A 26,518-nucleotide genomic window follows, 5' to 3' on the forward strand; every position below is an offset into this window, starting at 1 on the left:
TCTTATAAATTAAGCTCTTCTTTAAGGGAGCCTAAAGTAGAAACTTTTTCTGCATAAGCATTGTGTCTGTGAATACTTTCATGGTTTTCTTGTCTTGTAGTGATTAATGTGTCGTCAGGCAAGTATGAAAATTCTTTAACAATCTTTTCATTCATTGTTCTGACACAGTCTTCTACAAATACAGGATTCTTATGAGCAGTCATAACAACTGCATTTTCATCAGGACGTTTTAAAAGTTCTGAAATAGGTGAACTCATTGAGGATTCAATGATTTCAATCAATTTTTCACCATCGATGTATTCCTTTTCAGGAACTTCTATTAATATGGTTCCCACTCCTCTTTGGTTGTGAGAAGCGAAAGTTACAGTGTCCAATACTTTTTGACAGGTTTCTTCATCTAAGAATTTTAGTAAGTTGCTTTTATCAACTTCCCTTACGGATTCTTGTGCACATGGGCAGACAGTCATTCCGGTAACTTCAGCACCAATAGCCTTTCTAATTGAAACGGATCCGTCATCATTTCTTATACCAACAGCATGAGCGATTAATTTAGCCATTTCTTGAGATTTATTGTCGGTTACTGGAGAGTCTTTCATAAACATGTAGTCACTTACCATGTTCACTTCAACACGTTTAGCGTATTCATGTTTATCAAGCATCTTTGTTACGATATCTGCACAAAGTGATTCAACACCGTCAGAGTCGCCTTTAGCAACTTCATCAACAACTTCACTGATAGCTTCAGGAGTTCTAGACATATGTGTACCTTTTTGAGTGCTTGGCAAATCTACAAAAGCATCAAAAGTAGGTAATAATATGATTGGTCTTTTTTCTTTTCTTTTAAGAGTGACACCTACTCTGCTTAAGTGAATAGGTATATGTGGCTCATCATCTTGTGTGTCTGGGAGACAAACTACCATTTTTGTTTACCTTCTTATAATTTATTAATATAAATATAATTTTTTGCTTTGTTTAATGTTAATATTTATACATTTATATATCTTTTATTATATGTTTTATATAATTTTCTATGAAAAATAGTGATTTTGAGATTTTTTTTAATATTGTTTAGTTAAATTATTGAAATTTTTGAAATTTTTGCTATTGAAAAATTAGTATAATTTTTTTGTTTTAAAAATGATTTCCTGATTTTAAAAAATTTATGAACTTAGAATAGTATAAAAATATGTTTTTTTTTGATGTTATGGAGTTTAATATAAGAAAATAGTTTTTTTAAAATTTGTAAAAAAATAAAAAATAGTAATAAAGAATAATAATTAAATAAAATTTGCAAACAAAAAATAAAAAAATAGTAATAAAAAAATAATAATTAAAATATTTTATAATTAAAAAGAAATAAGGGGGTATTAATTATAAAAACATTTAATTACTATTCTTAAAAAATTTAATTGACTTTAAAGAATTAAAGGATATTTGCAGATCCAATATCTTCTTTAACGATATTAAGTACAGTTTGTGTAATTGTTCTTTCAATACAACCAGATTTGAGTAAATCTTTAAGGAACACGTCTAATTCATCGGTATCTTTAAATTTTGCAATGACAATTGCATCATATTGACCAGTAACATCATAAAGACCTACAACATTTTTGTTGTTGGAGATTTCTTGTTCCCAAGCTTCTAACTCTTGGCCTTTGACATTAATTCCAATAATGCTTGTAAGTGCATAACCTAATTTTTTATGGTTTAGCACTGGTGCAAATTTTTCAATAACACCAGATTTAAGCATTTTGTCAATACGATTGTGTACAGTTCCTACGGAAATTCCTAAATCACGGGATATTTGTCTGTATGAAATTCTAACATCATCATTGATGATCTTTAGAATCTTAATATCAGTTTCGTCTAGTTTAATTATATCTTCGTTCTTTTTTGCACACATAATTTCACTTTTCAATTTTGGTTATTAATTATTGTAGAAAAAATATATAATTTTCAAGAAAATTAAAATATTTTTTATCTAAATAATTATTAACGTGTTTTTTCTTTAACAATGTTAATTTTGTTAATTTTTATATATAAATTTTTAGATTTATTTTGCTTATTATTCCTTATTTTTTTCTATATTTTGATAAATTTTATTGATTTTTAAAAATTTAATTATATAATAAATATTTTTTTATTTAAATTTTATATCATTTTTTTAATTGACAACTAATAATTTTACATAGTTAATTCTTTATTTATACAATTATAATTTGATAAATTCGATTATATATGATTAGATTTGATTTTACTCGCATATTTTTATTTAATTTGTCTAAATTTCGATGCATATTCTTTTATTTCTTTATTGAGTTAAGTATAATCCATTTTAATTTTATTTTTATCTAAAATTTTTCATACTTATTGTTAAGTTTCGTATTTAATTTAAATTTTTTTGGAAATTTTTCAAAAAAATGTCGATTGTATGCACTTATAGAAACTATTTTTTGGATTTTTTCAGGGGTGGGGGTGATGTTTGCTTATGTGTACTGTTTTTTTGGTTTTTTTTTAGTGGTGTGTGATGTTTAATGGTTTTTTTATAAATGAACTTGCTGATTTACTCATCAACAAGCTCTTTTAAAATTTCCATCAATTCCTTATTTGTTGCATCGGTTTTGATTCCAAGTGGGCTGTAATGTGTTTTGACAGCAACAAATCCCTTTTCTTCAAGCTTGTCAAATACCTTATCAAACTTAGGTGCGCTAATTTTCAACACTCTGCATACCTTATGGATATCATAAAATGTGCTTGGTGTATTGGCTTCTATTTTACATGCATTCAATAATTTCAAAACCTTATCCTTTTGATTAAGCTCCTTTTCTTCAGCTATTTCTATCATTGAATCGATGAATTCCTCGTTTTGCACAGGTCCAAGCCACATTGGCCCTACAACTATCAATTTTTCACCACATTCTGGACATATGTCTGGCACACTTGTTGCAAGCCCCTTACGCTCCTCTCTGTGAAGGCAATGTTTGCAATGTGCAATGTATCCAATATTCTTCAATGACTTGTCTGTAGCTTTAGATCCTTTTCTTACCTTAAGATAGGTTCTCATATAATGTTCACTGCTATGGGACATTTTCACTTCAATATACTTTTGATACTTTGCAAGGGTCAATGCTGCAAAGCCTATGAGAATTCTAACACCATTTTCATGGCAGTATTCGCTTTTGTATGATTTTGAATTATATTTTCTAATGCAAGGCTCTACATATGTTCCACAAAGGCAGGATGTGTCTGTTGCAGTTAAGCAAAGCAATGAATCCCTTTTTAAATTGTATCCTGCTGAGTCTACAAATGGGGATGGAGTTCCAAATGGATCAATGTCAATAACATCAAATCTTCCCATATTTGTTCTTAATTCATTGTTTGCCTCTTTTTGGTCTATTTCAACTTCAACTTCATTCAATTCAGCATTGATTCTTGTAAACTCATTGGCAAGAGGGCTGATGTCATTTACGGCAACATCTGCCACACCATCAATTTCCTTTTTATATCGTATCCCTCTTATTCCGCTTCCTCCAAAGAGGTCACATATATTGATTTGTCTATCAACTTCCTTTTGATATGCTTGCAGGGCTAAAATTGAGGTGTCTCTATTGAATTCCATTCTTGGATTGTAAAAAACAGGAGCATCAGATGAAACCTTTTCAAAGTCTGGGAACTTTATTTTTACTTTTCCTTCTTCAATGATTGTCAATTCATCTTCACTATACTCTTTAATTTCAGTATCGTAATTATTTTGATAATTGTGATTGGTTTCCATGTTTTTCCCTTTAATGTTTTATGATAATGGATTTATGATTTTTTTCTATTTTTAATGTTCTTATTGAATATTTATTTTTCATTTTATTTAAATAAATTAATGAATTTTAGATATTTTTAGTTTATTTTTTGTTTTTTATAGGTATTTCCTATTATTTTTCAAGAATATAAAGTAAAACTAATATAATATTAAAAATAAATAATCATTATAAACTATTTAACTACAAAAAAATTTTTAAATTAAATTATTTGAATTTTAATAAATCCCATGATTTTAATTGATTATTTTATTCATTATAGGTGAAAAGTATGGCAGACATTAAAGTTTCAATAGCTAGCCCTGTTATTGAAGAGGAAGAAATAAATGCAGTCATTGATGTAATGAAATCTGGTATGATTGCACAAGGACCAAAAGTAATTGAATTTGAAGAAGAATTTGCAAAATATGTTGGAGCAAAATATGGTATTGCCACCAATTCCGGAACTTCTGCATTGCATGTAGCTCTTTTAGCAGCTGGAATTGGCTTAGGTGATGAAGTGATAACCACTCCATTCACATTTGCAGCTACTGGAAATTCCATTTTATACCCCGGTGCAAAGCCAGTATTTGTAGACATAGACCCTGAAACCTTTACCATTGATCCATCTCAAATTGAAGATGCAATTATTGAAAAGACCAAAGCAATTATGCCTGTTCAATTATACGGTCAATCTGCAGATATGGATGCTATAATGAAAATCGCTAAAGACCATGATTTGATTGTTATAGAAGATGCTGCACAGGCACATGGTGCTGAATACAATGGTGCAAAGGTTGGTCAACTTGGGGATATGGCTTGCTTCAGCTTTTATCCTACAAAAAACATGACCACAAGCGAAGGCGGTATGATTACCACCAATAATGAAAAATTTGCAGAAAATGCAAAAATCTATAGGGCTCATGGGTCTGCAACTAAATATCATCATGATGTATTGGGATACAACTTCAGAATGACTGATATTGCAGCAGCTATCGGTTTGGAACAGCTTAAGAAAATAGATGGCTTTAATGACAAAAGAATAGCAAATGCCAAATGCCTTGATGAAGGATTGAAGGATATCGATGCAATTGAAACTCCAATTGTAAAGGATGGCTGCAAGCATGTATACCACCAATACACAATTAAGATTAAGGATGGAAAAAGAGATGAATTCTCTGATTATCTAATTGAAAATGGCATTGGAAATGGTATTTATTATCCGATTCCACTTTACAATCAAGTCCTTTATAAGGAAATGGGCTATGACCAAGCTCTTCCTGTAACTGATGAAATTGTTGAAGAGGTATTGTCCCTTCCAATTCATGCAAAGCTTAGTCAAGAAGACTTGGATTATATGATTAAAGTAATTAAAGAATTTTTTTAATTAAATTTCTTTAATTAATATTATTTTTTTTTAAGATTATTGTTTTTTTTTTTAAGAAATATCATTTTTTATAGGTTTGCTAACCTAATTTTTTTAACTTTTCTGAGGCATATTATGTTAAAAGAATTCTTTAAACTGGAAGAAAATAACACTACCATTAGTAGGGAATTTATTGCTGGGGTCATGTCTTTCCTTTCTGCAGCATATATTTTAGGTGTTAATGGTTCTATGTTTTCTAAAGGGGGAATGGACCCTTCAGCGGTTATTTTTGCTACAGCTATTGCCTCATGTATTGCATGTATTCTTATTGGTCTTATTTCCAATTTCCCAGCTGTTTTAATTCCAGGTATGGGATTAAATGCAATGTTTAATTATACGATTATTTTATCAATGGGCAATAGTTGGGAAACTGCAGTTGCAGCAGTATTCGTTTCTAGTGCACTGTTTTTGCTAATCACTGTTTCCGGTTTAACAGATACTATAATAAACATCATTCCTCCAGACTTAAAGATAGGGATTGGCTCGGGTATTGGGCTGTTTTTAATATTCGTAGGGCTTCAGAGTTCAAGATTGATTGTTTCTGACCCATTCACATTGGTTTCAATAGGCAATTTACTTACTGTTCCATCATTGGTGGTTTTACTGGGAATTGTAATTAATATGATTTTCTATTTGCAAAAGGTCCCTAGCTCTATATTCCTAGGTTTGATGATTACATTGGCTTTTGGTCTATTATGCACATTTTTAGGTTTAGGAGACGGCCATTATTTTATGCCTTCTATCCCTTCTCAAGTAATCTCTGCCAATTTGGATTGGTCCATTTTTGGAGGACTCTTACGTGGATTCGGTCAGCTGTTTTCAAATATTCCAAATTTGATAGTGATGCTATTTTCTCTTTTGTTTGTCACATTATTTGACACCATTGGGGCTGTATTTTCCTTATCACGAGAAGCAGATTTTGATTGATGAGGAAGGAAAACCTAACAATGCTAAAAGAATATTTGCAGGTGAAGCATTAGGAGGAATTATAGGATCCATTTTTGGAACAAGCACTATGGTTGTAAGTGTGGAAAGTGCTGCAGGAATTGGAATAGGTGGCAGAACTGGCTTAACTTCCCTCTTTGCAGGAATATTCTTCCTTATTTCCATATTCTTCACTCCATTGATTTTAAGTTTATTCACTCAAGTAATCACTTCTCCTATACTTATTGTAGTAGGATTTATGATACTGTCACAACTAAAGGATATAGACTGGCATGATAACGTAACAATCATATCCGCATTGACAACAATTTTCATGATGAGCTTTACTTCTTCCATTGCTTTAGGAATTGCTTTAGGATTTGTAACTTATTCTGCAGCAACAATAGCTATGGGAAGGTATGGGGAATTGAACTTAGGTATGAAATTGCTTTCCATATTGTTCCTAATCTTCCTGTTCTTTGGATTATGATTGAAAATCAAGAGTATAATATGAATTCATAGTTTCTACTCTTCCTGTTCTTTGGATTATGATTTAAAATCAAGAATATAATATGAATTCATAGTTATTGTTTTATACTTGTTGGAATATAATATGAATTCATAGTTATTGTTTTATACTTGTTGGAATATAAGAAGTATTAATGACTTTTATTTTTTATTTAGTTTAAAAAACTATTTTTTTTTAATTTTCAAGTGATAATATGAGTGTAAATAAAGAGGAATTTAATCATAGGATATTCTCAAGGATTGATGATTTGATAAATGATTATCAATTGATTAAGAAGAATGAAAAGATAGCTATTACATTATCTGGAGGTAAGGATAGTGTATTGACTCTTCATGCACTTAAAAATTATCAGCTTAATTGTAGCTTTGATTTTGAACTGCTTGCAATCTCTGTTGATGAGGGAATTGAAGGATATCGTCAACATGGAATTGATGCAGCAGTAAATAATGCAAAGCTTTTAGACATTCCCCTTATCCAAAAGTCCTTTAAGGAAGAGGAAGGGTTTGCATTGGATGATATTTATTCTTATTTTAAAAGCGCTTGCATTCCTTGTGGTGTATTCAGGCGTAATATTTTAAATAAGACCGCTTATGAAATCGGTGCAGATAAGATTGCAACTGGACATAATCTTGATGATGAGATCCAATCATTTTTGATGAGCTTTTCAAGAGGAGATACTGTAAAATTCTCTAAGTTTGGACCAGAGTTGGATCAGATTCATGAAAAGCTGGTTCCAAGAATCAAGCCTTTATGGAACACACCTGAAAAAGAGGTGGGAATGTGGGCAATCTTAAATGGAATTGAGATTCATTTGGATGAGTGTCCTTATTCCAATCTATCATTAAGGGCAAAGATAAAAGAGTTTTTAAACAATACTGAATCAAAGCATCCTGGAACTAAAGAGAATGTATTGAATTCTTTCATTAAGACACTTGATGTTGAAAATGTGAGAACCGTGTTGAATGAATGTGAAAGATGTGGTGAGCCAACATCAGGTAAGATATGTAAAGCTTGTGAGATTAAGGATATTGTTGAAGAAAATATTAGTAAATAAAAATAGGCATATTGATGTTTTTTAATGTGCTAAAAAATATAATATAAGCTTGTTTTGTCTGTTTTTTCATAAAAAAATAGATTTTTAACTATTTTTTAATAAAAAAGAAAAAAGATATTTTAAAATTGATTCTATTTTTATTATAAACTAACAAATAAAATTTGGAATTTATTAAGTTAATTTCTAATTTTCATTATAAACTAACAAATAAAATTTAGAATTTATTTGGTTAATTTCTAATGTTTCATTATAAACGAACAAAGTAAATTTTGTCAAAAAAAAGAAAATTAAATATTAATTTCTTAAAATGACAAATGTCATATAAAGTACAAATAATGCAACCAATACTGCTCCTTCTTTTTTATCAACTTCATTTTGACTGTAAGCAAATGCTGCACCTATAATTGTAATGATTGTCATTATAAATATGTCTGTTACCATTCTAGGAGCGATTGGCAAAGGCATGATTGCACTGCTTATACCTAAAATGAATAGGATATTGAATATGTTTGATCCAAGTACATTACCAATTACAATTCCATTATCTCCTTTTTTAAGGGCAGTGATTGAGGTAACAAGTTCAGGTAAGGATGTTCCTATAGCAACAATGGTAAGACCGATAAGGACATCACTTAATCCAAATGCACTTGCAATAAAACTTGCACCATCTACAACCAAATCAGAACCGATTATGATTCCAACAATACCGATTATTATGTAGACAATTGCTTTAGGTATTGAAAGCTTAACTTCAATCTCTTCAGACATAGCTTCCTTGTCCTTTTTTGCTTCTTGAACAAGACGATAAACATAAGCAATAATGACTATTAAAAAGATTATTCCGCAGAGTCTGCTTATTTCTCCAAACATTACAGCTATTATAAGCAAACCTATTGTTGAAATGACTAAAAATGGAAAATCCCTTTTAATTAAAACCTTGTCTACAGTTAAGGTCCCTATCAATGCAGAAATACCAATAACAGCTAATATATTGAATATGTTACTTCCTACTACGTTTCCTAAAGAAATTGCATTGGTTCCAGCAAATGCTGAAGTAATTGACACTGCAGCTTCAGGTGCACTTGTACCAAATGCCACAATTGTCAACCCTACAATAATTGTAGGTATTTTTAAGTTATATGCAACATTACTTGCACCATCTACAAATATATCTGCACCTTTGATTAAAAGCGCAAATCCTACAATAAGTAAAACTATTTGTATTAATAATTCCATTCTTCTTTCTCCGTGTCAGATAATTCTAATAATTCTTATTCCTCTTGGCCTTCAAGGTCTAATTTGTTTGCATCCTCTTCGTTGACTGTTACCAAGATCTTATCAATATGGTTTCCATCCATATCTACAATTTCAAAGGTGAATTTCCCTTCATGGAATATATCTCCTGCTTCAGGTATTTTTCCTGCATGTGAAAGGATGAATCCTGCAATTGTAGTATATCCATCTTCCACTTCGTTAGGCATTTCCTTTTCAATTTCAAATAAGTCTTTAAAGTCTTCTATAGAGAATCTGCCATCTATTAACCAAGAGTGGTCTTTTCTTTCAATTGCTTTAGGATCATCTTCCTCATCGATACCTGGAATGTCTCCTACGATTCCTTCAAGAAGGTCGTTTAGTGTAATCAATCCTACAACACTTCCGAATTCATCTACAACAAGCACCATGTGAACATATTCCCTGTTTTCCTTAAACTCTTGAAGCAAGTCCATTGAAAGCATATTTTCAGGAACGACCAATGGGGATTTAACAGTTGCCTTAATATCCACATCTTTACCTAAGAACATTTCACTTAAAAGGTCTTTTGCTTGAACAACACCAATGAAATCATCTAATTCTCCTTCAGCAACAGGGAAAATGGATCTTTTACTGTTTATGATTCTTTCCTTGTTTTCTTCCAAGTCATCTTCCAAATCAATCCAGATGATTTCACTTCTTGGGGTCATTATCATATCCACTTTTTGGTCATCTAGACGGAACACTCTTTTAATGATGTCTTCTTCCTCTTCAGCAATAGTTCCATCTTCAATACCTTCTTCAATGAGCAGCTTGACTTCTTCTTCTGTTACAACATCTTCTTTTGGCTTGGAGCCAACGATTCTAAGAGCAAGATTTGTTGAACCATCAAGCAATCTGACAATAGGTTTGCAGATCCATGAGCTTATTTGCATGAATTTAGCAGTTTTCAAGGAATATCCTTCAGGGTCATTCAATGCCATTCTTTTAGGCACAATCTCACCAATAAGAATTGTGAAGTATGTAGTTACAAGAATAATAAATATGAAGCTTAATTGGTAACTGTAAGGTATGTACGGGCTTAAAAAATTACCCATAGGTTCAGAAAAAGTAGTTCCACCAATTGCCCCTGTGATAATTGCAGTGAATGTTATACCAATTTGTACAGTGGATAAAAAGTCACTGACATTATCCATAAAGTTTAAAACAGCATTAGCTCTTCCATCCCCTTCATCTGCGATTTTTTGCATTCTAATTCTTCTACTTGATACAACCGCAATTTCTGCAAGGGAGAAAAGTCCGTTTAACACGATTAAAATTATTATTATTAAAATTTCAACCGCTATGATTATCGAGTCCATTTCCATTAAGTCCTTAAACAATTTTTATTTTAAAATTTTTTAAAAATTAATAGTTTTTTAAATAATATTTAATATTAAAAAAGTGAATTTTTTTAATAACATATAATTATTTATTAATTATATTTATAAATTTAATGTTTTTATTCTAATTGATTTATATTATTTTTATAATATTGTAATAATTTTGATATATTTTTCATGAATTTGATAATATTCTATTTGATTAATATAAATCAATTTTTTGATTTATTTGCAGATTTTTTTTATTGGTTTAATTAAAGTCAATATTTTGTTTAATCTGCAGATTTATTTTTAGCTATTTTTCAGTTCAAATTATTTGTGCAATTAAAGCTCTTTCATTTTCTTATCTAATCTATTTAGGAACTTATCTTCCTTAAACTGTTCTGCAGTTTTAAACATGGTTCCTCCGTAGATTTCCTCTTGCATCTTTTGAACAGCATATGAAGCATCCTGTGCAGTTTCTGCTTTTGCAAGGATTCTGCGACTTTTAACCTTAATTGTTTTTCCACAAGTGCATTTTCTTGTAGCTACTCCTTTTTTAGCATAAAGGACTCTTCCACAGTCGCATCTAAATATTAAATACATCTTAAATTAACCTCATTTATCAGTTTTTTATTTCTTTTTTAATTATTTTAGTTTATTTAATTTATTGGAGAATTTTTATCCTCCAAATATTTTCATTTAGTTTGTTTAATTTTTTGGAGTATTTTTATCCTCCAAATATTTTCATGAATAATGGGATAAATACCTTTGAAGGCAATATGATAAGTGTTGCTATACTAACACCTATGTTAGTTCCAACCACTACAAGCAAAATTCTTATAATATTATTGTTCCATAAGTCTCTAAAGCTTTCGATTTTGCCTAAGTTGTTAATGTCTTGTTTTCTAACTTTTCTATATTTGGCTTCTGCAAGTCCTGAGAACCATCCTGCAGCAAGCAATGGGTGAATGATTGTTAGTGGAGCAACTAATCCTCCAATAATTGCAGATTGGAGTTTTGAACCGGATACTATAGACCCAACAAAACCCATTATCATACTGATTACTATGAATTGTTCAATATCTCCTTCTATGTTGATTCCATTCATCCATGCAAGAAAAAATATTACTATGAAAGTAATTGGAATCAATGCCAAAATGATTTTAAGCCAAGGGATTCCACCTTTTTTTTCAGTGCCATTTAATTCAGCATAAGACGGCAAGGTTTCAGGATTATCCAAGTAATTTATTATTCCTTCCTTATGTCCTGCACCTACAACAGCTATTACCCTATCTTCCGGAATGCCTAATATTCCTTTTGCAAGATATGCGTCTCTTTCTTTAACAAGTGCGTTATATGCTCCAGGTGAGACTTCCTTAAAGTATTCCATAGCCTGTTCTATATTGGATTGCTCCTTTAATTCTTCAATGTCTATCTCTTCTTCCTCTGAAGAGAATACGGATCCAAGCAATCCATAGATGAATTTCATCTTTTCCCAAGTTGTCATGCTGTTCAATACTCTTTGCAAGGTGATATTGATGTCTCTGTCAATCAAAGCAATTTTACAGCCTACTTCTTCTGCCGCTTCAATTGCACCAACCATTTCAGCACCAGGCTTAATGTCCCCATCCTCTCCAATCTTATTTTGCATATAGGAAAGGATTGTTGTAACCAAGAAAACACCTACTTTGTTTTCTTTAATGATTTTAGTAATATGAATCTGATCATCTTCAACGACACCGTTTTTCTCATTCATCAATTTTTGGTATCGTCCCCTATCCAATTCAATAGCAACTACATCAGGTTGGTCTTCAAAAATAGCGGCTCTTACTTCATCTACACTATTTTGTGACACGTGTGCAGTTCCTATAATTTTTAAACATTCTCTAATCATTAGAATCCTTCTTTTAAATTTATTATGTTTTAGTTTTTTATCTTAATCAGTTTTTATAGATTTGTGTTTATAGTATTTCACTATTTGTCCCTTTATAAATTATTTCTGTTTAAGTTATTTTTATTATATTATTATATTAACTAATCTTATTTATATTTTTGAGATTTATTCACTTTTGATTGGTATAATGTGATTTTTCCATTTTGATAAATTCCAACATTATCAGTAATGTTCTTATTTATACATAATTGGACATCCTCTTCATAGCCTAAGGAAGCAAGACGACGTCCTGATTTGGATTTAATGCAAGCTTTTTCCACCAATTTTTGGTCTCTGCTTGCTAAAATGGCTGAAAGAGCATATTCTGTTATTCCTCTTTCTTCCTTAAAGTAGTTTGAATCATTGATTTCCTTGTCATTAAAATTAACATCAATGCTTTCATTTCTATTTTTCAATTCCTCTTGAATCCAGTATAATATTTCACCTGAAGCCAAATAGTCTTCTATTGCAAAAGTTCTAATGATTCCTCCCATAACAAGTTCGATATGGTCTGTTGCAAGTTCACATGCTGCCTTTGCACATGCTTTTGCATTGATAAAGCTTCCAACCAATACGATGTCTGATTCCATTCCTTCGAGAATTCTCACTCCATTGCCTGTTGTAAGAACTAAGGAATCCTTGTCTGTTTCGTATTTTTTAATTTCATTTGGAGAGTTGCCTAATTGAAATCCTTCAATCTTTCTACCTTTCTGTTCACCTGCTAAGATTGAATCAGTTTCTTTAGCTATTTCAATTGCCTGTTCAGCTGAAAATGCAGGGTATATCTCTTTAAATTTATCTAAAGCATTTGTTATAGTGGTGCTTGCTCTTAAGGCATCAACCATGATTGAAATGTCTTTTGATGTGCCTTTTTCAAAACTTAAACTTACTTTCACTTTTTAGCCTCATTAGTTTTTAATATAACATTTATATTTGTTAATATATAATATTTAATAGGCATTAAGCATAATTATGAAATTAATTAAAATATTTAATTAGCATTAAGCGTAATTATAAATTTTATTAAAATATTTAATTAGCATTAAGCGTAATTATAAATTTTATTAAAATATTTAATTAGCATTAGCATAATCATAAATTTAATAAAAAATATTTATAATCATTAAGCGATTATAAAATTAATTAAAGTATAAACTCTTAAAAAAATAAGCAGATAAATTATTTTTCATATATCATTATATTTTAATTTATAATTTTTATCAAATTTTGAGGAATTTTATGATAGTTGTTACAACTCCAATGTGTAGGCAAATTGTTGAATGGGCTGGTTTAAAAGAGTTTAAAGTAAATAAGTTTCCAGATGAAGAGGAAGGGGATTTAGCTATTTTGCTCTCTGAAAGCAAAGTGAAAATGAATTCATTAGCCATTAAAATAAATACATTTGACCAAATCAAGGATAGCATAAAATTGGTTTCAGATTGCTTTTTTGAAAATGGATTGATTGATAAAGCTATTGAAATTGATGAGATAGATTCCATTTTTAAACATTATCAAGATAATCTTAAGTTTGCTGTTTTGGAGGAGGATGAATTCAATAAAATCAGATCAAGCAATAATGATAAAAATGTTAAAGTCTATTCAGAATTCCTAAAGGATATAGTTAGGGATATTGGAGCAAATGTCATTGATTTCAGATATGATAAGAGTCTTGAAGATGATTGCCATGATTCCAACTTGGATTTTGATTATCTTGTCTATCCAGATTATCTTGAGAGTGAAGTTTTAAAAAGAGAGAATTTAGGCTCTGGAGACTTTAAGCCAATAAAGATATTAAGCCATAACAATATTTCAAAGGATCCAATATTAAAGGCAGAATCAAGATATGAAACCTTAATCAATGGTTTTTAATTTGAAATGCTATTTGATAATATTTATTTGAAATGCTATTTGACAATATTAATTTGAAATGCTATTTGACACTATTGTTTTTTTTTTAAAATTTTTTTAAAAAATAAGTCTTTTTAATCAAAATAATTATTAAATAAGAAAAATATATTATTTATTAATGGAAATTTTAATTATTGATTATTCCACTTATTTCAATTTTTAATTATTAATTTTAATTATAATCCTAATTATTATTTTTAACATTAATTTTAATTATCAATTGATTTCAATTAATTTAAAATTATCAATTTTATATTACTTATTATTCATTTAGAAGGAGAATAAACATTGTTAGATATTAAATTATTCAGAGAAAATCCGGAAATGATATTTGACTCTGAGAAGAAAAGATTCAGAAGCACTGAAAATGCAGAGAAAGTTATTGAATATGATACCTTATGGAGAGAAGGTGAAAGAAGATTAAACTCCTTAAGGGCAGAAAAAAACAAATTATCAAAATCATTCAAAAAAGCTAAGCAGGAAGGCAATATTGAAGAAGTCATAGCCAAAAGTAAGGAAGTGGCAAATGAAATCAAGGAATTAAGCGCTAAAAATGCTGAATACCTCCAGCTTAGAGATGACTACAGATACAAGGTAGGAAATATCATTGATGAAGATGTTCCTGTTTCCGATACTGAAGACGATAATGTGGTTGTCAGAACCTATGGTGAAATTCCAGAGCATGACTTTGAGCTATTGAATCATGTTGATTTAATCAATAAGATTGATGGCGCTGACCTTGAAACTGCAGCAAGCGTTTCAGGTGCAAGATTCTATTACTTGAAAAGGGATATCCTCCATTTGAATTTGGCTTTGATCCAATTTGCACTTTCAGAACTTGAGGCTGAAGGATACATTCCTATGCAAACTCCATTCTTTGTAAAAGGGGAAGTGGCTGCTGAAACTTCAGAGCTTGTTGAGTTTGAGGAAACCTTATACAAGGTTGAAAATGAAGATATGTACCTTATTGCAACTGCTGAACAGACATTGGCAGCACTTCACAGAAATGAAATCATCAATCCTGAAGACTTGCCTTTAAGATACTGTGCTCTTTCAACTTGCTTTAGAAAAGAAGCTGGTTCTCATGGAAAGGACACTTTAGGAATCTTTAGAGTTCATCAATTTGAAAAGATTGAACAGTTCATTTACTCTGCTCCTGAAGATTCAAGAAATCAGCATGATCATTTAATGGAAGTCACTGAAAGGATTTATCAAAAATTAGGTCTTCCATATCAAATCATAGCTATTGTATCATCTGCTTTAAACGATAATGCAGCTATCAAATACGACCTTGAAGCATGGTTCCCAGGTTCTGGTGCATTTAGGGAATTGGTTTCCTGTACCAACTGTAAGGATTATCAAGCAAGAAAAACCAAAACCAGATATGGTAGAGCTGGTTCTGGAGATGCTCAAACTTTACACACTTTAAACAGTACTGCTATTGCTACTGAAAGAACCATTTGCTGTATTTTAGAAAACTATCAACAAGCGGATGGTAGTATAAAAGTCCCAGAGGTCTTAGTGCCTTATATGGGTGGAAAAACAGTTATTGAAGCAAAAGAATAATTTTTATTCTTTTTCTTTTATTTATTTTTCTTTTAATATTTTCTTATTTTTATCTTATTTTTTTAAAACTTTTTTTAAAAACAATCATTGCTCTTTTTTTAAATTATTCTAAACTCTATTAAGAATTTTTGAAATTATTTCACAAATATTTATTAATAAAGGATAATAAACAATTAAAATAGGTAAAAAAATAATAAGTCTTACTTAATCTATTTAATTTTTAATGAAATGTTTAGATTGTAAGAAAATAACGCATACTTATTAATTGAGGGTGAGTTATGAAAAAATCAATCATATTAATATCAATTATATTATCAATATTCTTAATAATAGGTTGTGCTAGTGCAGGATTTTTTGATTTCTTAGGTGATTTTGAAAGCTTGAATGACAATCCTGATGATACTTTTATCATTGGTTTCAATAGTCAATTCCCGCCATTTGGTTATGTGGATGACAATGGCAGTTATACCGGTTTTGATCTTGAACTAGCTCAAGAGGTTGCTAAAAGAAATAATTGGACATTCAAAGCACAGCCAATTATAGATTGGAATACTAAAAAATTTGAGTTGGATAGTAAGGAAATTGACTGTATTTGGAGTGAATTTACTATCAATGGAAGAGAAAACGATTACTCTTGGACCAAGCCTTACTTTAACAATACCAAGCTTGTTGTTGTTAGAGGAGATTCAAATATAACAACTTTGGATGATTTGAATGGAACAGTTTTAGAAGTTCAACAAGGAAGTTCAATATTAAATACAATTGCAAAAAATGAAACTCTAAACAAGACATTCAAGATAATTAATCAAGTGGATGGATACAACACTGCATTCTTAGATTTGGAATCTGGAGTTTGTGATGTTATTATTATAGATAGTTGTTTAGGAAAGTATATGGTTAAAGAAAGATTCCAGGATGCTAGAATCTTATGAAACACTTTCCAATGAACAATATGGAGTAGCATTTTCAAAAGAGGATCAAGGATTAAAATATCAAGTTCAAGAAACTTTAGATGAAATGTATAAAGATGGAACTGTTGATAAAATTGCTCAAAAATACAAGGATTATGGTGTTCCTGAAGGTTTAATTTATCCTGAATAGAGAAATTGATTTTTCTCTATCTTTTTTTTATTCTTTTAGTTTTTATCTTCTTATTTAATTCTTTTTTTAGGTTATTTTTTAGTTTTTATCTTTTTATTTGAGCATTTTTTTAGTTTATTTTTTACTTAAAAATTTATAACTTTTAATTTATTCTTTAGTTCTCTTTTAGTTTAAAAATCTATAACTTTTTTAGTTTTTTATTTAGTTTAGTTATTCTTAATTTTTTTTGAAATATAAAAAAAAATAAAAATGGTAAAATAAGATTAAATAAATGAAATTTTAGAAAAAAATCAGAATAAGGAAATAAAAATAATATTAGAATTATTGTAAAAAGTTAAAAAATAGTAAAATGAAGAATAATTATTCTTCATTAATATTTGTCTGCATATATGTATCTGGAAATTCCATGTGCTATTAATGCAATACCTATAATTATTGTAATTAATATTGGATTATTTGCAGCGAATATTGCAATGAATATAACAACTATACCTAAAATCAAAGTGATTAAAGCACTGAATTTGCTGACTTCAGGACCTGCAAGTAATGCAAGGATAGCTCCTACAATCATCATAAATCCTACTATGTAGAATTGTAATCCAATTAAGAATGAAATTGCATTGGTTCCAAAGATGAATGCTAATCCAAAGATAATCATTACAACACCAAAAATTGCTGCAACAGTGGAGAAAGCACCATCAATCTCTTTAGAAATAATTCCAGCATATGCTAATCCTATACTGAATATTAATACAGCAGCTCCGATAAGGATGGAAATTAAATTAGCACTAAACATTGGGAATATGATAAATATTAAACCAATAAGTATTGAGATAAGGGCTAACATTTTGTTGGATTCCATTTTTTCACCTCAATTTAATTAATTGTTTATATTTTATATAATATTCACTTAGTTAAATTTGTTTAATTTATAATTTTTTCACTATTTTTCAATTAATTATTTAAATCATAAATTATTTAATCTTTAATTGAGAAATTAAAACAATATAAAAATATTAAGTGATAAAATGACTGATTTTGAAGAAATTATCAATACAAGACGTAGCATAAGGGAATATGATTCCAAAGATGTTGAAGATGAAAAAATAGAAAAGATTTTAAGGGCAGGAATGCAAGCACCTGGAAGCAGATTAGGTGCAGAACCTTGGGAATTTCTCATTATAAAAAATAAGGATACATTAGCTAAAATTGGAGAGATAAAGCCTCGGGTAACAAATGCTCTTGTAGCTATTCTTTTAATTGCAAACATTGAACGGTCATTTTATAAATTGGTTTGGCAACAGGATATGAGTGCAGCAGCTGAAAACATGCTTCTTGAAGCTGTCAATCTTGGATTAGGCGGGCTTTGGAATGGGGTTGCACCAGAAGAGGAAAGAATGAATGCCATTGCAGAGATTGTTGGATTGCCAAAGGACGATAACCTAAAACCATTTTGCATAATTACTTTAGGATACCCTGCTGAAGGTTGGGAAAATAAGTTTATGGACAAGTTTGATGAGTCAAGAATTCATTATGAAACTTATTAGTTATTTTAGATTCTATTAATCTTTTAGTTTCTATTAATTGTTCTAAATTCTATGAACCTAGTTTCTATTAATCTTTTAGTTTCTATTATTTGTTCTAAATTCTATGAACCTAGTTTCTATTAATCTTTTAGTTTCTATTAATAATTCTCGATTTCTTGATTTTTAGCTATTGATTTAATGTCATATTGTTGGAGATGAAAATATGAAATACAATTTTGATACAGTCATTGACAGGAAAAACACCAATTCACTAAAATGGGATTTATTTGACGATGAATATCCAATGTGGGTTGCAGATATGGATTTTTATGCAGCTCCTGCCATTTATGAATCTGTCAATAGAAAGGCTAAACATGGGGTTTACGCTTATTCTTTTGTAAATGATGAGGTTTTCGATTCATATATCAGTTGGTGGAAAAAATATGGTCTTGAAATGAAAAAAGAGCAATTGCTATTTGCAACAGGAGTCATGCCTTCAATTACAAGTATTATCCGTGCTTTTAGTGATGAGGGAGATAATGTGCTTATCCAAACTCCAGTTTATCATGTTTTCTTTTATGTAATCTTAGACAATAATAGGAATGTGGTAGAGAATCAATTGATTTACAATCCAGATTCAAATGATGTGGAAACTGCCTACGAAATCGATTTTGAGGATTTGGAGGAAAAACTAAAAGATCCTAAAACAAAGCTAATGATTCTATGCAATCCTCATAATCCAATCGGAAGGATATGGGATAAGGAAATCCTTGAAAAAATTGCTGCCTTGTGAAAAAGCATGATCTGATTATTGTATCTGATGAAATTCATTGTGACTTAACAGATCCTGATTTAAAATATGTTCCTTTTGCTTCATTAGATGATGATTTGTCTCAAAATAGCATTACCTGCATTTCTCCAAGCAAAACATTTAACATTGCAGGACTTCAAAGTTCCGCGGTTTTCACTGAAAACAAGGAGTTTTATGAAATCTTAGAAAGGCAATTGTCAATTGATTGCTTCAATCATGCCAATATCTTTTCAATAGATGCCACTATTCAGCATATAAGAGTGAAGATTGGCTGAATGAATTAAGGGAAGTATTATTCAGTAATAAGATGATTGTAAATGACTTTTTAAAGGCTGAAATTCCTGAAATCAAATTGGTTCCTGCTAATGCAACATATCTCTTGTGGTTGGATATAAGTAGGATTAACAATGATTTCAACACTGATTCCAATGCAATATCTGAGTTTTTAAGAGAAGAAGTAGGATTATTCCTATCTCCAGGAGTTCAATTTGGGCAAAATGGAGATAATTTCTTGAGAATGAATATTGCATGTCCTGAAGATTTATTGATTGATGGATTGAATGCTTTAAAAGAAGGAATAATCAAGTTTAAAAACAGTAATGAAAAATAAAATTTATTTCTTCTAATCTTTTTTTTTAAAAATAGTAAATCTGTGATATTAGTTTTTAGTAAAATAGTTAAAATTAGTGAATTTAATCAATTTAAAAAATAGAAAAAATAGAGAAATTTTCTCTATTTCAATTTTTCTTCCCACTCTTTTTCTCTAAATCCAGTAAGACATACATTCAGTTTCAATTATTGGACGTTTTACAAGCATACCTTCAGTAGATAAAATCTTCAATTGTTCTTCTTCACTCATTTCAGGTAACTTGTCTTTTAATTGCATCTCTCTGTAAATTTTACCACTAGTGTTGAAGAACCTTTTGAGAGGTAGTCCACTTTTCTCATATAATGCCTTCAATTGGTCATAATCTGGATTGTCTTCAACAATATGCTGTTCATCATATTCGAATCCGTTTTCATCCAACCATTTTTTGCCTTTTGACATGTACTGCATCTTGGGTAGTAAATAAATAACATTTTTTAACCTCTTGAATGATTTAATTAATAATATCTTTTATCAGTTATCATATTAATTATTTTATTTTTATTTTGTTATTTTCATTTTTTTATTTTCATTTTTTTATTTTCATTTTTTTATTTTCATTTTTTTATTTTCATTTTTTTATTTTCATTTTTTCAATTGGCTTTCAGTTATTTTTCATATTTCTATTTTCTAACCCAAACCTTTTCGCTGTCGTTGGCTTTTGCCTTGTTGTCTGCCATCACACCAACAAGATCATGAGCTTTGTATGGTTCCTCAAGGTATTTGAGGTCATCTTCACTTAGCTTAAGCTCTACAGAATTCACTCCAGTTTCAATATGCTTTAGCTTTGTAGCGCCCATAATCGGAGAGTCAACTTTTGTCTCAAGCCATGCAAGTGAGATTTCACTCATTGAAACATCATATTCCTTTGCTAAATCAATCACTCTTTTTATGATAACTGAATCTTGCTCTTCAGTTGATTCGTACTTCTTATTAGCGTAATAATCTTCCTTTAATCTTTTGGAACTTTCATCAGGCATTTTTGAAAGCCTTCCAGAAGCAAGGGAACTATATGGTGTAAGTCCAATGTTTTCACTTCTGCAGTATGGAATCATCTCCCTTTCCTCTTCACGGAATATTAGATTGTAATGTCCTTGTACTGAAACGAACTTTTCAAATCCCTCTTTTTCAGCAAGTGCATTTGCCTTTGCAAGTTGCCATGCGAAACAGTTGGAAATGCCTATGTATCTGGCCTTTCCCTCTTCAACTATGCTGTTTAATCCATCGAGAATGTCATATAATGGAGTGTTATAGTCCCACATGTGGTAAATGTATAAGTCGATGTAGTCTAAATTGTGATTATTTAAGCTGGTATCCACCATTTTATTGATATGTTCCTGTCCTGAAACATTGTTTTTGATTTCCTCTTCAGTTCTTGGCAGGAACTTGGTAGCTATTACCATATCTTCCCTATCAGCAAAATCCTTTATGGCTTTACCTACATATTGTTCGCTTGTTCCATTTTGATAGCCGATTGCAGTGTCAAAGAAGTTTATTCCATTGTCTATTCCTGCCTTTATGATTTTTCTTGATTCCTCTTCATTCAATGTCCATGTGTGCATTCCATTATTTGGGTCTCCGAATCCCATACATCCCATGTATATTCGGCTAACATTTAAATCTGAATTGCCTAACTTTGTGTATTTCATTAAAACACCTTTTATAATTATTTAAAAATTTTTTGATTAGTTGATATAATTATCTATTAAAACTGTTAAGTATTTTTTATGGTTTTTCTTCTCTTAATGAAATAATGTATTATTAATTAGGTAAAGAAAAATTTTATTAATTAAATAAAGTTAATAATTTATATGATGAAGATTTAAAATTATTCAATAACAGAAAGTATATTATATATCTCTTTCAAAATTTTAAAAAATATTTATCGAGTTTTGGTGATATCATGAGTATTTTAGTTGCTTATTTTTCAAGAACAGAAGTTACAAAAAAATTAGCCGAAGCTATTGCAAGCGAGACAGGTGCAGATATTGAGGAAATTGTATCAAAAGTAAATTACAGTGGTAAAATTGGTTTTGCTCGTGGTGGAAAGGATGCTATTTCTGAAAAAATCATTGATTTGGAACCATTAAAATTTGATGTATCAGATTATGATTTGGTATACTTAGGTGTTCCTGTTTGGGCTGGAAAAGCTGCAAATCCTATGATTTCATATATTAAACAAAATGAAGGAAAATTCAATGATGTAAAATTCTTTGTAACTGCTGGCGGCACAGGTTTTGAAGGTGCATTGGAGCAAATGGAAAAGTATGTTGGCAAAGCTCCTTTAAAAACATTAGGTCTCACTACAAAAGAAGTTAAGCATGATGAATTCGGTGATAGATTATCTTCATTTATTGAATAATCCGGATATATTAAGTTTATTGGAATTTAATTGATTTATTAAATATTTTATTATTTATTTATTGATTTATTTGGATTTAATTAAGTTTAATTAGTTTAATCAGTAAATTTGTTGCTTAATTAGTTCTTATAACTCTTTCATGTTTATTAAGATTTTTATTCAAAATATTTAAGGTGAAAAACATGTCAATTTATGATTTTGAAGTAAAAGACACTGCTGGAAATATGGTATCTTTAAAAGATTACGAAGGTCAAGTATTATTGATTGTTAATTCAGCTACAAAATGTGGTTTCACTCCACAATACAATGAGTTAACTGAAATTTACAATGAATTTAAGGATGAAGGATTCACTATTTTAGATTTCCCATGCAATCAATTCGGTAAGCAAGCTCCAAGTACTGGAGAAGAAATTGCAGAAGCATGTCGTGTTGATTTCTTGGTTCAATACCCAATATTTGAAAAGATTGAAGTTAATGGTGAAAATGAAGATCCTTTATACACTTATCTCAAAAGCGAACAGCCATTTAAAGACATTACTGGTGATGGTGCTAGAAAATAAAGATGGTTGTTAAATTGATGGATAGGCATTATAAGGACAACAATGACATCAAATGGAATTTCACTAAATTTTTAGTTGACCGTGAAGGAAATGTAGTTCAAAGATTTGAACCAACTGAAAGTTTAGATGATATTAAGGCAAAAGTTAAAGAATTATTATAGTTTAAGCATATAAAGCTCATAGAATTAGTTGTCTTACAATTAAAGTTATGAGCTTTCTTTTATATATATTTTGCTACTTTTTTTGATAACTTTTTTCATTAAATATTTAAAAATCAGATAATGTTAACTGATTTTTTGGAATAAATGGTTTATTAAAGAACAATTCATACCACATTTCTTCATGACTTTTAGGTACATAGATTACTAATATTTTTCGAGGACGTGTAATTGCAACATAAATATTTCTTAATTCTTCAGTTAAGATTCCATTTTTTTTGAATTTTTTAACTATTTTTTTGTATCCACTTTCATTATTAGGTCTAGTTCTGAGTATTAATAATATTGCATCAAAAGATTCGCCTTTTACCTTATGAATTGTGCTTAAAGAATATTTTTGATTTGTTTCTGCATTTTCAAATAGATCTGAGATAAGTATGTATTTATTTATTGGTTTAATTTTTCTTAACAATATTTGTTTTATAATTAAATCTGATTTTTTTAATTTTGTTTTGAATTTAATAACCCATTCATTTAAAGTAATATTCTTTATAGGGGGCATAATGTCTATTAGATTAAAGCATAACTGTCTCATTTCAAAAAAGCCAAATTCATCAATGTATTCTTTTTTCTGGGAATAAGTAATCCGTTTTTCCTTTAAAATTAAAGATATAATTAAATTTTCAACTTTTTTATAAGATTCATGTAATCTATTAGAATCAAATAACCATTTTGAATAAATTAAGTCATATAATGTATCATGTTCATGAAAAAAATCTTCTTCTAATTCTGATTTTCCTTGAATTGTTTTTATTAAAGCATTCCCTTTACAAAGTACTGCAACATTTTGTTTATTCATAATTATGTCATTTTTTTCACATAACTCTAAAAATTCATTTATAATATTATTAAAAAATTCATGTTCATTTCTTGGTTTAGCATATCCGTTTACTTCTGGTGTAAATGTATATGATTTAATATTTGGATTCACAGCTTTATATTTTTGCGTAACTAATCTGGAAGTAAATTCACATATTTTCTTAGAACTTCTCCAATTTTCATCTAAATTAATAGTTTTATACTTTTTGGTTAATTCTTTGAAAGATTTTGGGTCAGCACCATTCCATTCATAAATTGCTTGATTAAAATCGCCTATAAAAATGGATTCTTGAACATTTGGATTAGTAATAATTTTATCAATTATATCCATTTTAATTTTATTTGTATCTTGGGCTTCATCAATTAAAAAAATAGGGAATCTATTTGCAATGATTTCCGAAATAAAATCAAATTGATTAATTAATTTATATGAAAAAAAATTAATATCATCTTGAGTCACAAAACCTTCTTTGAAATATTGACATTTCATTTTTTTAATGTTATCATGATGTTTATCCGGTTTTTTTTCATCAAACTTAAAATATGTTCTTTTTTGTGTTGTTTTAATTATATTTCCTTTGGAATTTAGTGAAAATATGTCAAAATATTGACCATATCCCATATTTGGTTTTAGTTTGTTCCATGATGTCCCTACATCACCAACTAATATGGGCCTTTTTTTGAAGATAGGTAATAAATAATAATATTTATAAAATATAAATTTATTTATAAATTTATCAAATGTTCCAATAAAATGAGGAAACCTAATTTCAACATTCATTTCATCTAAATTTTGTTTTATTTCTTTCCAGGCAGTATTAGTAAATGATAATGTTGCAATCCCCATATGTGGATCATTATTAGTTTTAATTAATTTAGCTAATTTTTTAGAAAGGGTAAAAGTTTTTCCACTGCCTGCACAAGCATTTACTACAAATTTTCCAGTTGTATTAAGTATTTCTTTTTGTTTAGGAGACAGTTCTTTATTCATCATGATTATCAACAACAAAAATAATAGCTTCTTTTATATATTCGGGGATAATAAAATCTGTTGTTTTATAATTTTTTTCTAAGAATTCTGAAAGTTCATATGCAAACTCTGATTTAGTTTTTTTTAGTTTTTTTACTAATATTTCAGGTGTAAATTTAGTACCGTTACTTTTAAGATTATTTCTAATACGTGGATGTACTTTATCAAATATCTTTGGAATAATATCAGAATTTAAATTATTTTTAAATAGCTCCCATTCAAATGTATTTCTACCAATAAATGCTTTAAAATTATTCTTTGATAATTTATTTAAATTATTTAATCTACTATCGCTTAATCCTTTTTTATCTCCATCATCATCAGTTAATACTGCACATTTAAAATTTAAACGTTTATTTGGATCATCTGAATTAAATAAACCACTATATCTTTGGAAAGATATTCCAGTAACAATCACTTCTATTCCATTTTTTTCCAGATCATATTCTTCACCAAGCATTTTAGCAAAAATAGGTAATAATAATGCTTCAGTTATTCCTTCAACTAATATTACTCCATTTGAGAAAAATAGTTGTGATTTAGTTACGTCTAAAAATTTTTTAAGAAAAATTTTATCTTCATTTTTTAAGCAAGTATCTTTTATAGAAGTGGCATAAATAGTGTTATTAATATTTTTCATAACAATTACATTGTCTAATTTTGTTTTTGCTGTAATTGTAGGTGAATGAGAGGATACAATAATTTGAAATTCATTATTCATATCTAACTTTTGTAAATATCTAAAAAAAGTACTCTCTAATTGGGGATGTAAATGTGCTTCAGGTTCTTCAATTAGAAGAAGATTATAATCTTGTTTTAATATTTCTTTTCGTTGTATTATATCTCCAAAAATGGTTGATGCATAAATAAGGTTATTATATCCTAATCCATTTTGATAAAGATTAAAATAGTTTATTTTATTTGTTTCATCATCTAAATTTATTGGTAATTGTAGGATTAGTTTTTTAACAATATCTCCATATTCAAATGTTGAAAAATTTATATCGATATCTTGAAAATCATCTATAAAATTCATTTCTTTAAGATGAGTTATAATTTTATCTTTTCCTTCATTAAGAAGTTCTATCCATTCGTCATTATCAAAATTTTCCTTAATTATTGAAGCCATTTTTTCTTTATAATCATCATCTTTCAAATCAGCTATATTTAAAAAAAGTTTACTTAGTAAATTATTATCTGTTGGTCTTAAATCACGATTCACGTCCCTTAATGGGCTAAGATAAGTAAAGTTTAATGAATTCCACACTTCCCATGGAATTTTATTTTCAAAATCTTTTCCACCCCAAAATTCACGTTTTATTTTTTTAGAATTATTGGAGTTAATTAACGTAATTTTCCCTTGTATTTCTAGGAAATCTTGCATATTATTATTTTCATCTATTTCAACAATATGCAAATCATTGAACCAATATTTTTCATTTTTATTATTAATTTTAAATTTAATTTCAAATTCAATTGGTTTAATTTCATCAGTTGAACCAACTCTAAAATCAGATTCTTTCCAGTATATTTCATGAGGATAATTAACTTTATCGAAAATTAATCTTAATAAATCAATAATTGCTGTTTTTCCGGAGTTGTTTTCTCCAATTAAAACATTTAGTCCTTTATTAAAAGATAATTCTAAATTTTCAATAGCTCTAAAGTTTCTTACCTTTAAATTAGAAATATGCATTCA

27 protein-coding genes and 1 pseudogene are annotated in these 26,518 nt (G+C 29.0%); 15 read left to right on the forward strand and 13 right to left on the reverse strand.

All coding sequences use genetic code 11. The features are described from left to right. Window positions 1-2: 2 nt before the first annotated feature. From mptA to QZV12_RS03905, 3 genes are all read right to left on the reverse strand, one after another. The gene (gene mptA, locus QZV12_RS03895; RefSeq protein ID WP_295617506.1) at window positions 3-920 is read right to left on the reverse strand and encodes a GTP cyclohydrolase MptA; all 918 of its coding nucleotides are present in this window, start codon (window positions 918-920) and stop codon (window positions 3-5) included. 503 nt (window positions 921-1,423) lie between these two features. After that, a complete protein-coding gene (locus tag QZV12_RS03900) occupies window positions 1,424-1,903 on the reverse strand; it encodes an Lrp/AsnC family transcriptional regulator (protein WP_295617511.1) in 480 nt (159 codons plus the stop codon). A 660-nt stretch (window positions 1,904-2,563) separates the two neighbouring features. Then, window positions 2,564-3,775: a tRNA (guanine(10)-N(2))-dimethyltransferase gene (locus tag QZV12_RS03905; RefSeq protein WP_295617514.1), complete on the reverse strand. Its 1,212-nt coding sequence runs from the start codon at window positions 3,773-3,775 to the stop codon at window positions 2,564-2,566. Between the two features lie 308 nt (window positions 3,776-4,083). Here QZV12_RS03905 and QZV12_RS03910 point away from each other — a divergent pair, with 308 nt between their 5' ends. The 4 genes from QZV12_RS03910 (at window position 4,084) to QZV12_RS03925 (ending at window position 7,724) form a co-directional block, all read left to right on the forward strand. Next, the gene (locus tag QZV12_RS03910; RefSeq protein ID WP_295617517.1) at window positions 4,084-5,178 is read left to right on the forward strand and encodes a DegT/DnrJ/EryC1/StrS aminotransferase family protein; all 1,095 of its coding nucleotides are present in this window, start codon (window positions 4,084-4,086) and stop codon (window positions 5,176-5,178) included. A 114-nt stretch (window positions 5,179-5,292) separates the two neighbouring features. Continuing rightward, window positions 5,293-6,144 (forward strand): NCS2 family permease, encoded by an 852-nt coding sequence (locus tag QZV12_RS03915; RefSeq protein WP_295617519.1) that lies wholly within the window; start codon window positions 5,293-5,295, stop codon window positions 6,142-6,144. Next, window positions 6,137-6,631 (forward strand): solute carrier family 23 protein, encoded by a 495-nt coding sequence (locus tag QZV12_RS03920; protein ID WP_295617522.1) that lies wholly within the window; start codon window positions 6,137-6,139, stop codon window positions 6,629-6,631. Before QZV12_RS03915 ends, QZV12_RS03920 begins: the two co-directional genes overlap by 8 nt. Window positions 6,632-6,863: 232 nt before the next feature. Then, window positions 6,864-7,724, forward strand: a complete 861-nt coding sequence (locus tag QZV12_RS03925; RefSeq protein WP_295617524.1) for a TIGR00269 family protein — start codon at window positions 6,864-6,866, stop codon at window positions 7,722-7,724. A 294-nt stretch (window positions 7,725-8,018) separates the two neighbouring features. Here QZV12_RS03925 and QZV12_RS03930 read toward each other — a convergent pair whose 3' ends face one another. The 5 genes from QZV12_RS03930 to comB all read right to left on the reverse strand — a co-directional run bounded on the left by QZV12_RS03930 (window position 8,019) and on the right by comB (window position 13,168). Further along, entirely contained in the window at window positions 8,019-8,960 is a 942-nt protein-coding gene (locus tag QZV12_RS03930; protein WP_295617527.1) for a calcium/sodium antiporter, read from the reverse strand. Between the two features lie 35 nt (window positions 8,961-8,995). After that, window positions 8,996-10,342, reverse strand: a complete 1,347-nt coding sequence (locus QZV12_RS03935) for a hemolysin family protein (protein ID WP_295617530.1) — start codon at window positions 10,340-10,342, stop codon at window positions 8,996-8,998. Window positions 10,343-10,681: 339 nt separating this feature from the next. Then, complete coding sequence (locus QZV12_RS03940) at window positions 10,682-10,942, reverse strand: DUF1922 domain-containing protein (protein WP_295617533.1); 261 nt, start codon at window positions 10,940-10,942, stop codon at window positions 10,682-10,684. Between the two features lie 124 nt (window positions 10,943-11,066). Beyond that, the gene (locus QZV12_RS03945) at window positions 11,067-12,233 is read right to left on the reverse strand and encodes a TraB/GumN family protein (protein ID WP_295617536.1); all 1,167 of its coding nucleotides are present in this window, start codon (window positions 12,231-12,233) and stop codon (window positions 11,067-11,069) included. A gap of 146 nt (window positions 12,234-12,379) precedes the next feature. Continuing rightward, window positions 12,380-13,168 carry a 2-phosphosulfolactate phosphatase gene (comB, locus tag QZV12_RS03950; RefSeq protein ID WP_295617539.1) on the reverse strand — a complete coding sequence of 263 codons (789 nt, stop codon included), beginning with the start codon at window positions 13,166-13,168 and terminating at the stop codon, window positions 12,380-12,382. A gap of 343 nt (window positions 13,169-13,511) precedes the next feature. Here comB and QZV12_RS03955 point away from each other — a divergent pair, with 343 nt between their 5' ends. The 4 genes from QZV12_RS03955 (at window position 13,512) to QZV12_RS03970 (ending at window position 16,847) form a co-directional block, all read left to right on the forward strand. Continuing rightward, window positions 13,512-14,141: a hypothetical protein gene (locus QZV12_RS03955; protein ID WP_295617542.1), complete on the forward strand. Its 630-nt coding sequence runs from the start codon at window positions 13,512-13,514 to the stop codon at window positions 14,139-14,141. Window positions 14,142-14,468: 327 nt separating this feature from the next. Next, window positions 14,469-15,746, forward strand: coding sequence for a serine--tRNA ligase (gene serS, locus QZV12_RS03960; RefSeq protein WP_295617545.1), 1,278 nt, complete (start codon window positions 14,469-14,471; stop codon window positions 15,744-15,746). Between the two features lie 278 nt (window positions 15,747-16,024). After that, window positions 16,025-16,678, forward strand: coding sequence for a transporter substrate-binding domain-containing protein (locus tag QZV12_RS03965; protein ID WP_295617548.1), 654 nt, complete (start codon window positions 16,025-16,027; stop codon window positions 16,676-16,678). Continuing rightward, a complete protein-coding gene (locus tag QZV12_RS03970) occupies window positions 16,662-16,847 on the forward strand; it encodes a transporter substrate-binding domain-containing protein (protein WP_295617551.1) in 186 nt (61 codons plus the stop codon). Before QZV12_RS03965 ends, QZV12_RS03970 begins: the two co-directional genes overlap by 17 nt. A gap of 370 nt (window positions 16,848-17,217) precedes the next feature. Here the strand turns inward: QZV12_RS03970 and QZV12_RS03975 are convergent, their stop codons facing one another. Next, window positions 17,218-17,709: a DUF308 domain-containing protein gene (locus tag QZV12_RS03975; protein WP_295617554.1), complete on the reverse strand. Its 492-nt coding sequence runs from the start codon at window positions 17,707-17,709 to the stop codon at window positions 17,218-17,220. Between the two features lie 166 nt (window positions 17,710-17,875). On the opposite strand from QZV12_RS03975, the gene QZV12_RS03980 reads away from it, so the two are divergent. The 4 genes from QZV12_RS03980 to QZV12_RS03995 all read left to right on the forward strand — a co-directional run bounded on the left by QZV12_RS03980 (window position 17,876) and on the right by QZV12_RS03995 (window position 19,794). Beyond that, complete coding sequence (locus QZV12_RS03980; protein ID WP_295617556.1) at window positions 17,876-18,394, forward strand: nitroreductase family protein; 519 nt, start codon at window positions 17,876-17,878, stop codon at window positions 18,392-18,394. A 202-nt stretch (window positions 18,395-18,596) separates the two neighbouring features. Then, on the forward strand, window positions 18,597-19,166 hold the full coding sequence (locus QZV12_RS03985) for an aminotransferase class I/II-fold pyridoxal phosphate-dependent enzyme (RefSeq protein ID WP_295617559.1): 570 nt from the start codon (window positions 18,597-18,599) through the stop codon (window positions 19,164-19,166). Then, complete coding sequence (locus QZV12_RS03990) at window positions 19,163-19,459, forward strand: aminotransferase class I/II-fold pyridoxal phosphate-dependent enzyme (protein ID WP_295617561.1); 297 nt, start codon at window positions 19,163-19,165, stop codon at window positions 19,457-19,459. The genes QZV12_RS03985 and QZV12_RS03990 overlap by 4 nt, the downstream gene beginning before the upstream one ends. Beyond that, window positions 19,390-19,794 (forward strand): hypothetical protein, encoded by a 405-nt coding sequence (locus QZV12_RS03995; RefSeq protein WP_295617564.1) that lies wholly within the window; start codon window positions 19,390-19,392, stop codon window positions 19,792-19,794. Before QZV12_RS03990 ends, QZV12_RS03995 begins: the two co-directional genes overlap by 70 nt. Window positions 19,795-19,916: 122 nt before the next feature. On the opposite strand, the pseudogene QZV12_RS04000 reads toward QZV12_RS03995, so the two are convergent. Both QZV12_RS04000 and QZV12_RS04005 read right to left on the reverse strand, forming a co-directional pair. Then, window positions 19,917-20,264, reverse strand: a pseudogene (locus QZV12_RS04000) (arsenate reductase family protein). A 189-nt stretch (window positions 20,265-20,453) separates the two neighbouring features. Continuing rightward, on the reverse strand, window positions 20,454-21,479 hold the full coding sequence (locus QZV12_RS04005; RefSeq protein WP_295617570.1) for an aldo/keto reductase: 1,026 nt from the start codon (window positions 21,477-21,479) through the stop codon (window positions 20,454-20,456). A gap of 254 nt (window positions 21,480-21,733) precedes the next feature. On the opposite strand from QZV12_RS04005, the gene QZV12_RS04010 reads away from it, so the two are divergent. From QZV12_RS04010 to QZV12_RS04020, 3 genes are all read left to right on the forward strand, one after another. Beyond that, the gene (locus QZV12_RS04010) at window positions 21,734-22,192 is read left to right on the forward strand and encodes a flavodoxin (protein WP_295617573.1); all 459 of its coding nucleotides are present in this window, start codon (window positions 21,734-21,736) and stop codon (window positions 22,190-22,192) included. 182 nt (window positions 22,193-22,374) lie between these two features. Beyond that, on the forward strand, window positions 22,375-22,752 hold the full coding sequence (locus tag QZV12_RS04015) for a glutathione peroxidase (RefSeq protein WP_295617576.1): 378 nt from the start codon (window positions 22,375-22,377) through the stop codon (window positions 22,750-22,752). A gap of 2 nt (window positions 22,753-22,754) precedes the next feature. Next, the gene (locus QZV12_RS04020) at window positions 22,755-22,913 is read left to right on the forward strand and encodes a hypothetical protein (protein ID WP_295617579.1); all 159 of its coding nucleotides are present in this window, start codon (window positions 22,755-22,757) and stop codon (window positions 22,911-22,913) included. Between the two features lie 106 nt (window positions 22,914-23,019). On the opposite strand, the gene QZV12_RS04025 is transcribed toward QZV12_RS04020, so the two are convergent. Both QZV12_RS04025 and QZV12_RS04030 read right to left on the reverse strand, forming a co-directional pair. Next, window positions 23,020-24,783, reverse strand: coding sequence for a UvrD-helicase domain-containing protein (locus QZV12_RS04025; protein ID WP_295617582.1), 1,764 nt, complete (start codon window positions 24,781-24,783; stop codon window positions 23,020-23,022). Continuing rightward, window positions 24,773-26,515 (reverse strand): ATP-dependent endonuclease, encoded by a 1,743-nt coding sequence (locus tag QZV12_RS04030; protein ID WP_295617585.1) that lies wholly within the window; start codon window positions 26,513-26,515, stop codon window positions 24,773-24,775. The genes QZV12_RS04025 and QZV12_RS04030 overlap by 11 nt, the downstream gene beginning before the upstream one ends. Window positions 26,516-26,518: the final 3 nt, after the last annotated feature.

Source organism: uncultured Methanobrevibacter sp. (assembly GCF_902769175.1).
Classification (GTDB): domain Archaea; phylum Methanobacteriota; class Methanobacteria; order Methanobacteriales; family Methanobacteriaceae; genus Methanobrevibacter.

Bases quoted from the DNA above. Each gene is read 5' to 3' on its own strand.
- mptA (WP_295617506.1), bottom strand. From the start codon at position 920: ATGGTAGTTTGTCTCCCAGACACACAAGATGATGAGCCACATATACCT.
- QZV12_RS03900 (WP_295617511.1), bottom strand. From the start codon at position 1,903: ATGTGTGCAAAAAAGAACGAAGATATAATTAAACTAGACGAAACTGAT.
- QZV12_RS03905 (WP_295617514.1), bottom strand. From the start codon at position 3,775: ATGGAAACCAATCACAATTATCAAAATAATTACGATACTGAAATTAAA.
- QZV12_RS03910 (WP_295617517.1), top strand. From the start codon at position 4,084: ATGGCAGACATTAAAGTTTCAATAGCTAGCCCTGTTATTGAAGAGGAA.
- QZV12_RS03915 (WP_295617519.1), top strand. From the start codon at position 5,293: ATGTTAAAAGAATTCTTTAAACTGGAAGAAAATAACACTACCATTAGT.
- QZV12_RS03925 (WP_295617524.1), top strand. From the start codon at position 6,864: ATGAGTGTAAATAAAGAGGAATTTAATCATAGGATATTCTCAAGGATT.
- QZV12_RS03930 (WP_295617527.1), bottom strand. From the start codon at position 8,960: ATGGAATTATTAATACAAATAGTTTTACTTATTGTAGGATTTGCGCTT.
- QZV12_RS03935 (WP_295617530.1), bottom strand. From the start codon at position 10,342: ATGGAAATGGACTCGATAATCATAGCGGTTGAAATTTTAATAATAATA.
- QZV12_RS03940 (WP_295617533.1), bottom strand. From the start codon at position 10,942: ATGTATTTAATATTTAGATGCGACTGTGGAAGAGTCCTTTATGCTAAA.
- QZV12_RS03945 (WP_295617536.1), bottom strand. From the start codon at position 12,233: ATGATTAGAGAATGTTTAAAAATTATAGGAACTGCACACGTGTCACAA.
- QZV12_RS03955 (WP_295617542.1), top strand. From the start codon at position 13,512: ATGATAGTTGTTACAACTCCAATGTGTAGGCAAATTGTTGAATGGGCT.
- QZV12_RS03965 (WP_295617548.1), top strand. From the start codon at position 16,025: ATGAAAAAATCAATCATATTAATATCAATTATATTATCAATATTCTTA.
- QZV12_RS03970 (WP_295617551.1), top strand. From the start codon at position 16,662: ATGCTAGAATCTTATGAAACACTTTCCAATGAACAATATGGAGTAGCA.
- QZV12_RS03975 (WP_295617554.1), bottom strand. From the start codon at position 17,709: ATGGAATCCAACAAAATGTTAGCCCTTATCTCAATACTTATTGGTTTA.
- QZV12_RS03980 (WP_295617556.1), top strand. From the start codon at position 17,876: ATGACTGATTTTGAAGAAATTATCAATACAAGACGTAGCATAAGGGAA.
- QZV12_RS03985 (WP_295617559.1), top strand. From the start codon at position 18,597: ATGAAATACAATTTTGATACAGTCATTGACAGGAAAAACACCAATTCA.
- QZV12_RS04005 (WP_295617570.1), bottom strand. From the start codon at position 21,479: ATGAAATACACAAAGTTAGGCAATTCAGATTTAAATGTTAGCCGAATA.
- QZV12_RS04010 (WP_295617573.1), top strand. From the start codon at position 21,734: ATGAGTATTTTAGTTGCTTATTTTTCAAGAACAGAAGTTACAAAAAAA.
- QZV12_RS04015 (WP_295617576.1), top strand. From the start codon at position 22,375: ATGTCAATTTATGATTTTGAAGTAAAAGACACTGCTGGAAATATGGTA.
- QZV12_RS04020 (WP_295617579.1), top strand. From the start codon at position 22,755: ATGGTTGTTAAATTGATGGATAGGCATTATAAGGACAACAATGACATC.
- QZV12_RS04025 (WP_295617582.1), bottom strand. From the start codon at position 24,783: ATGATGAATAAAGAACTGTCTCCTAAACAAAAAGAAATACTTAATACA.
- QZV12_RS04030 (WP_295617585.1), bottom strand. From the start codon at position 26,515: ATGCATATTTCTAATTTAAAGGTAAGAAACTTTAGAGCTATTGAAAAT.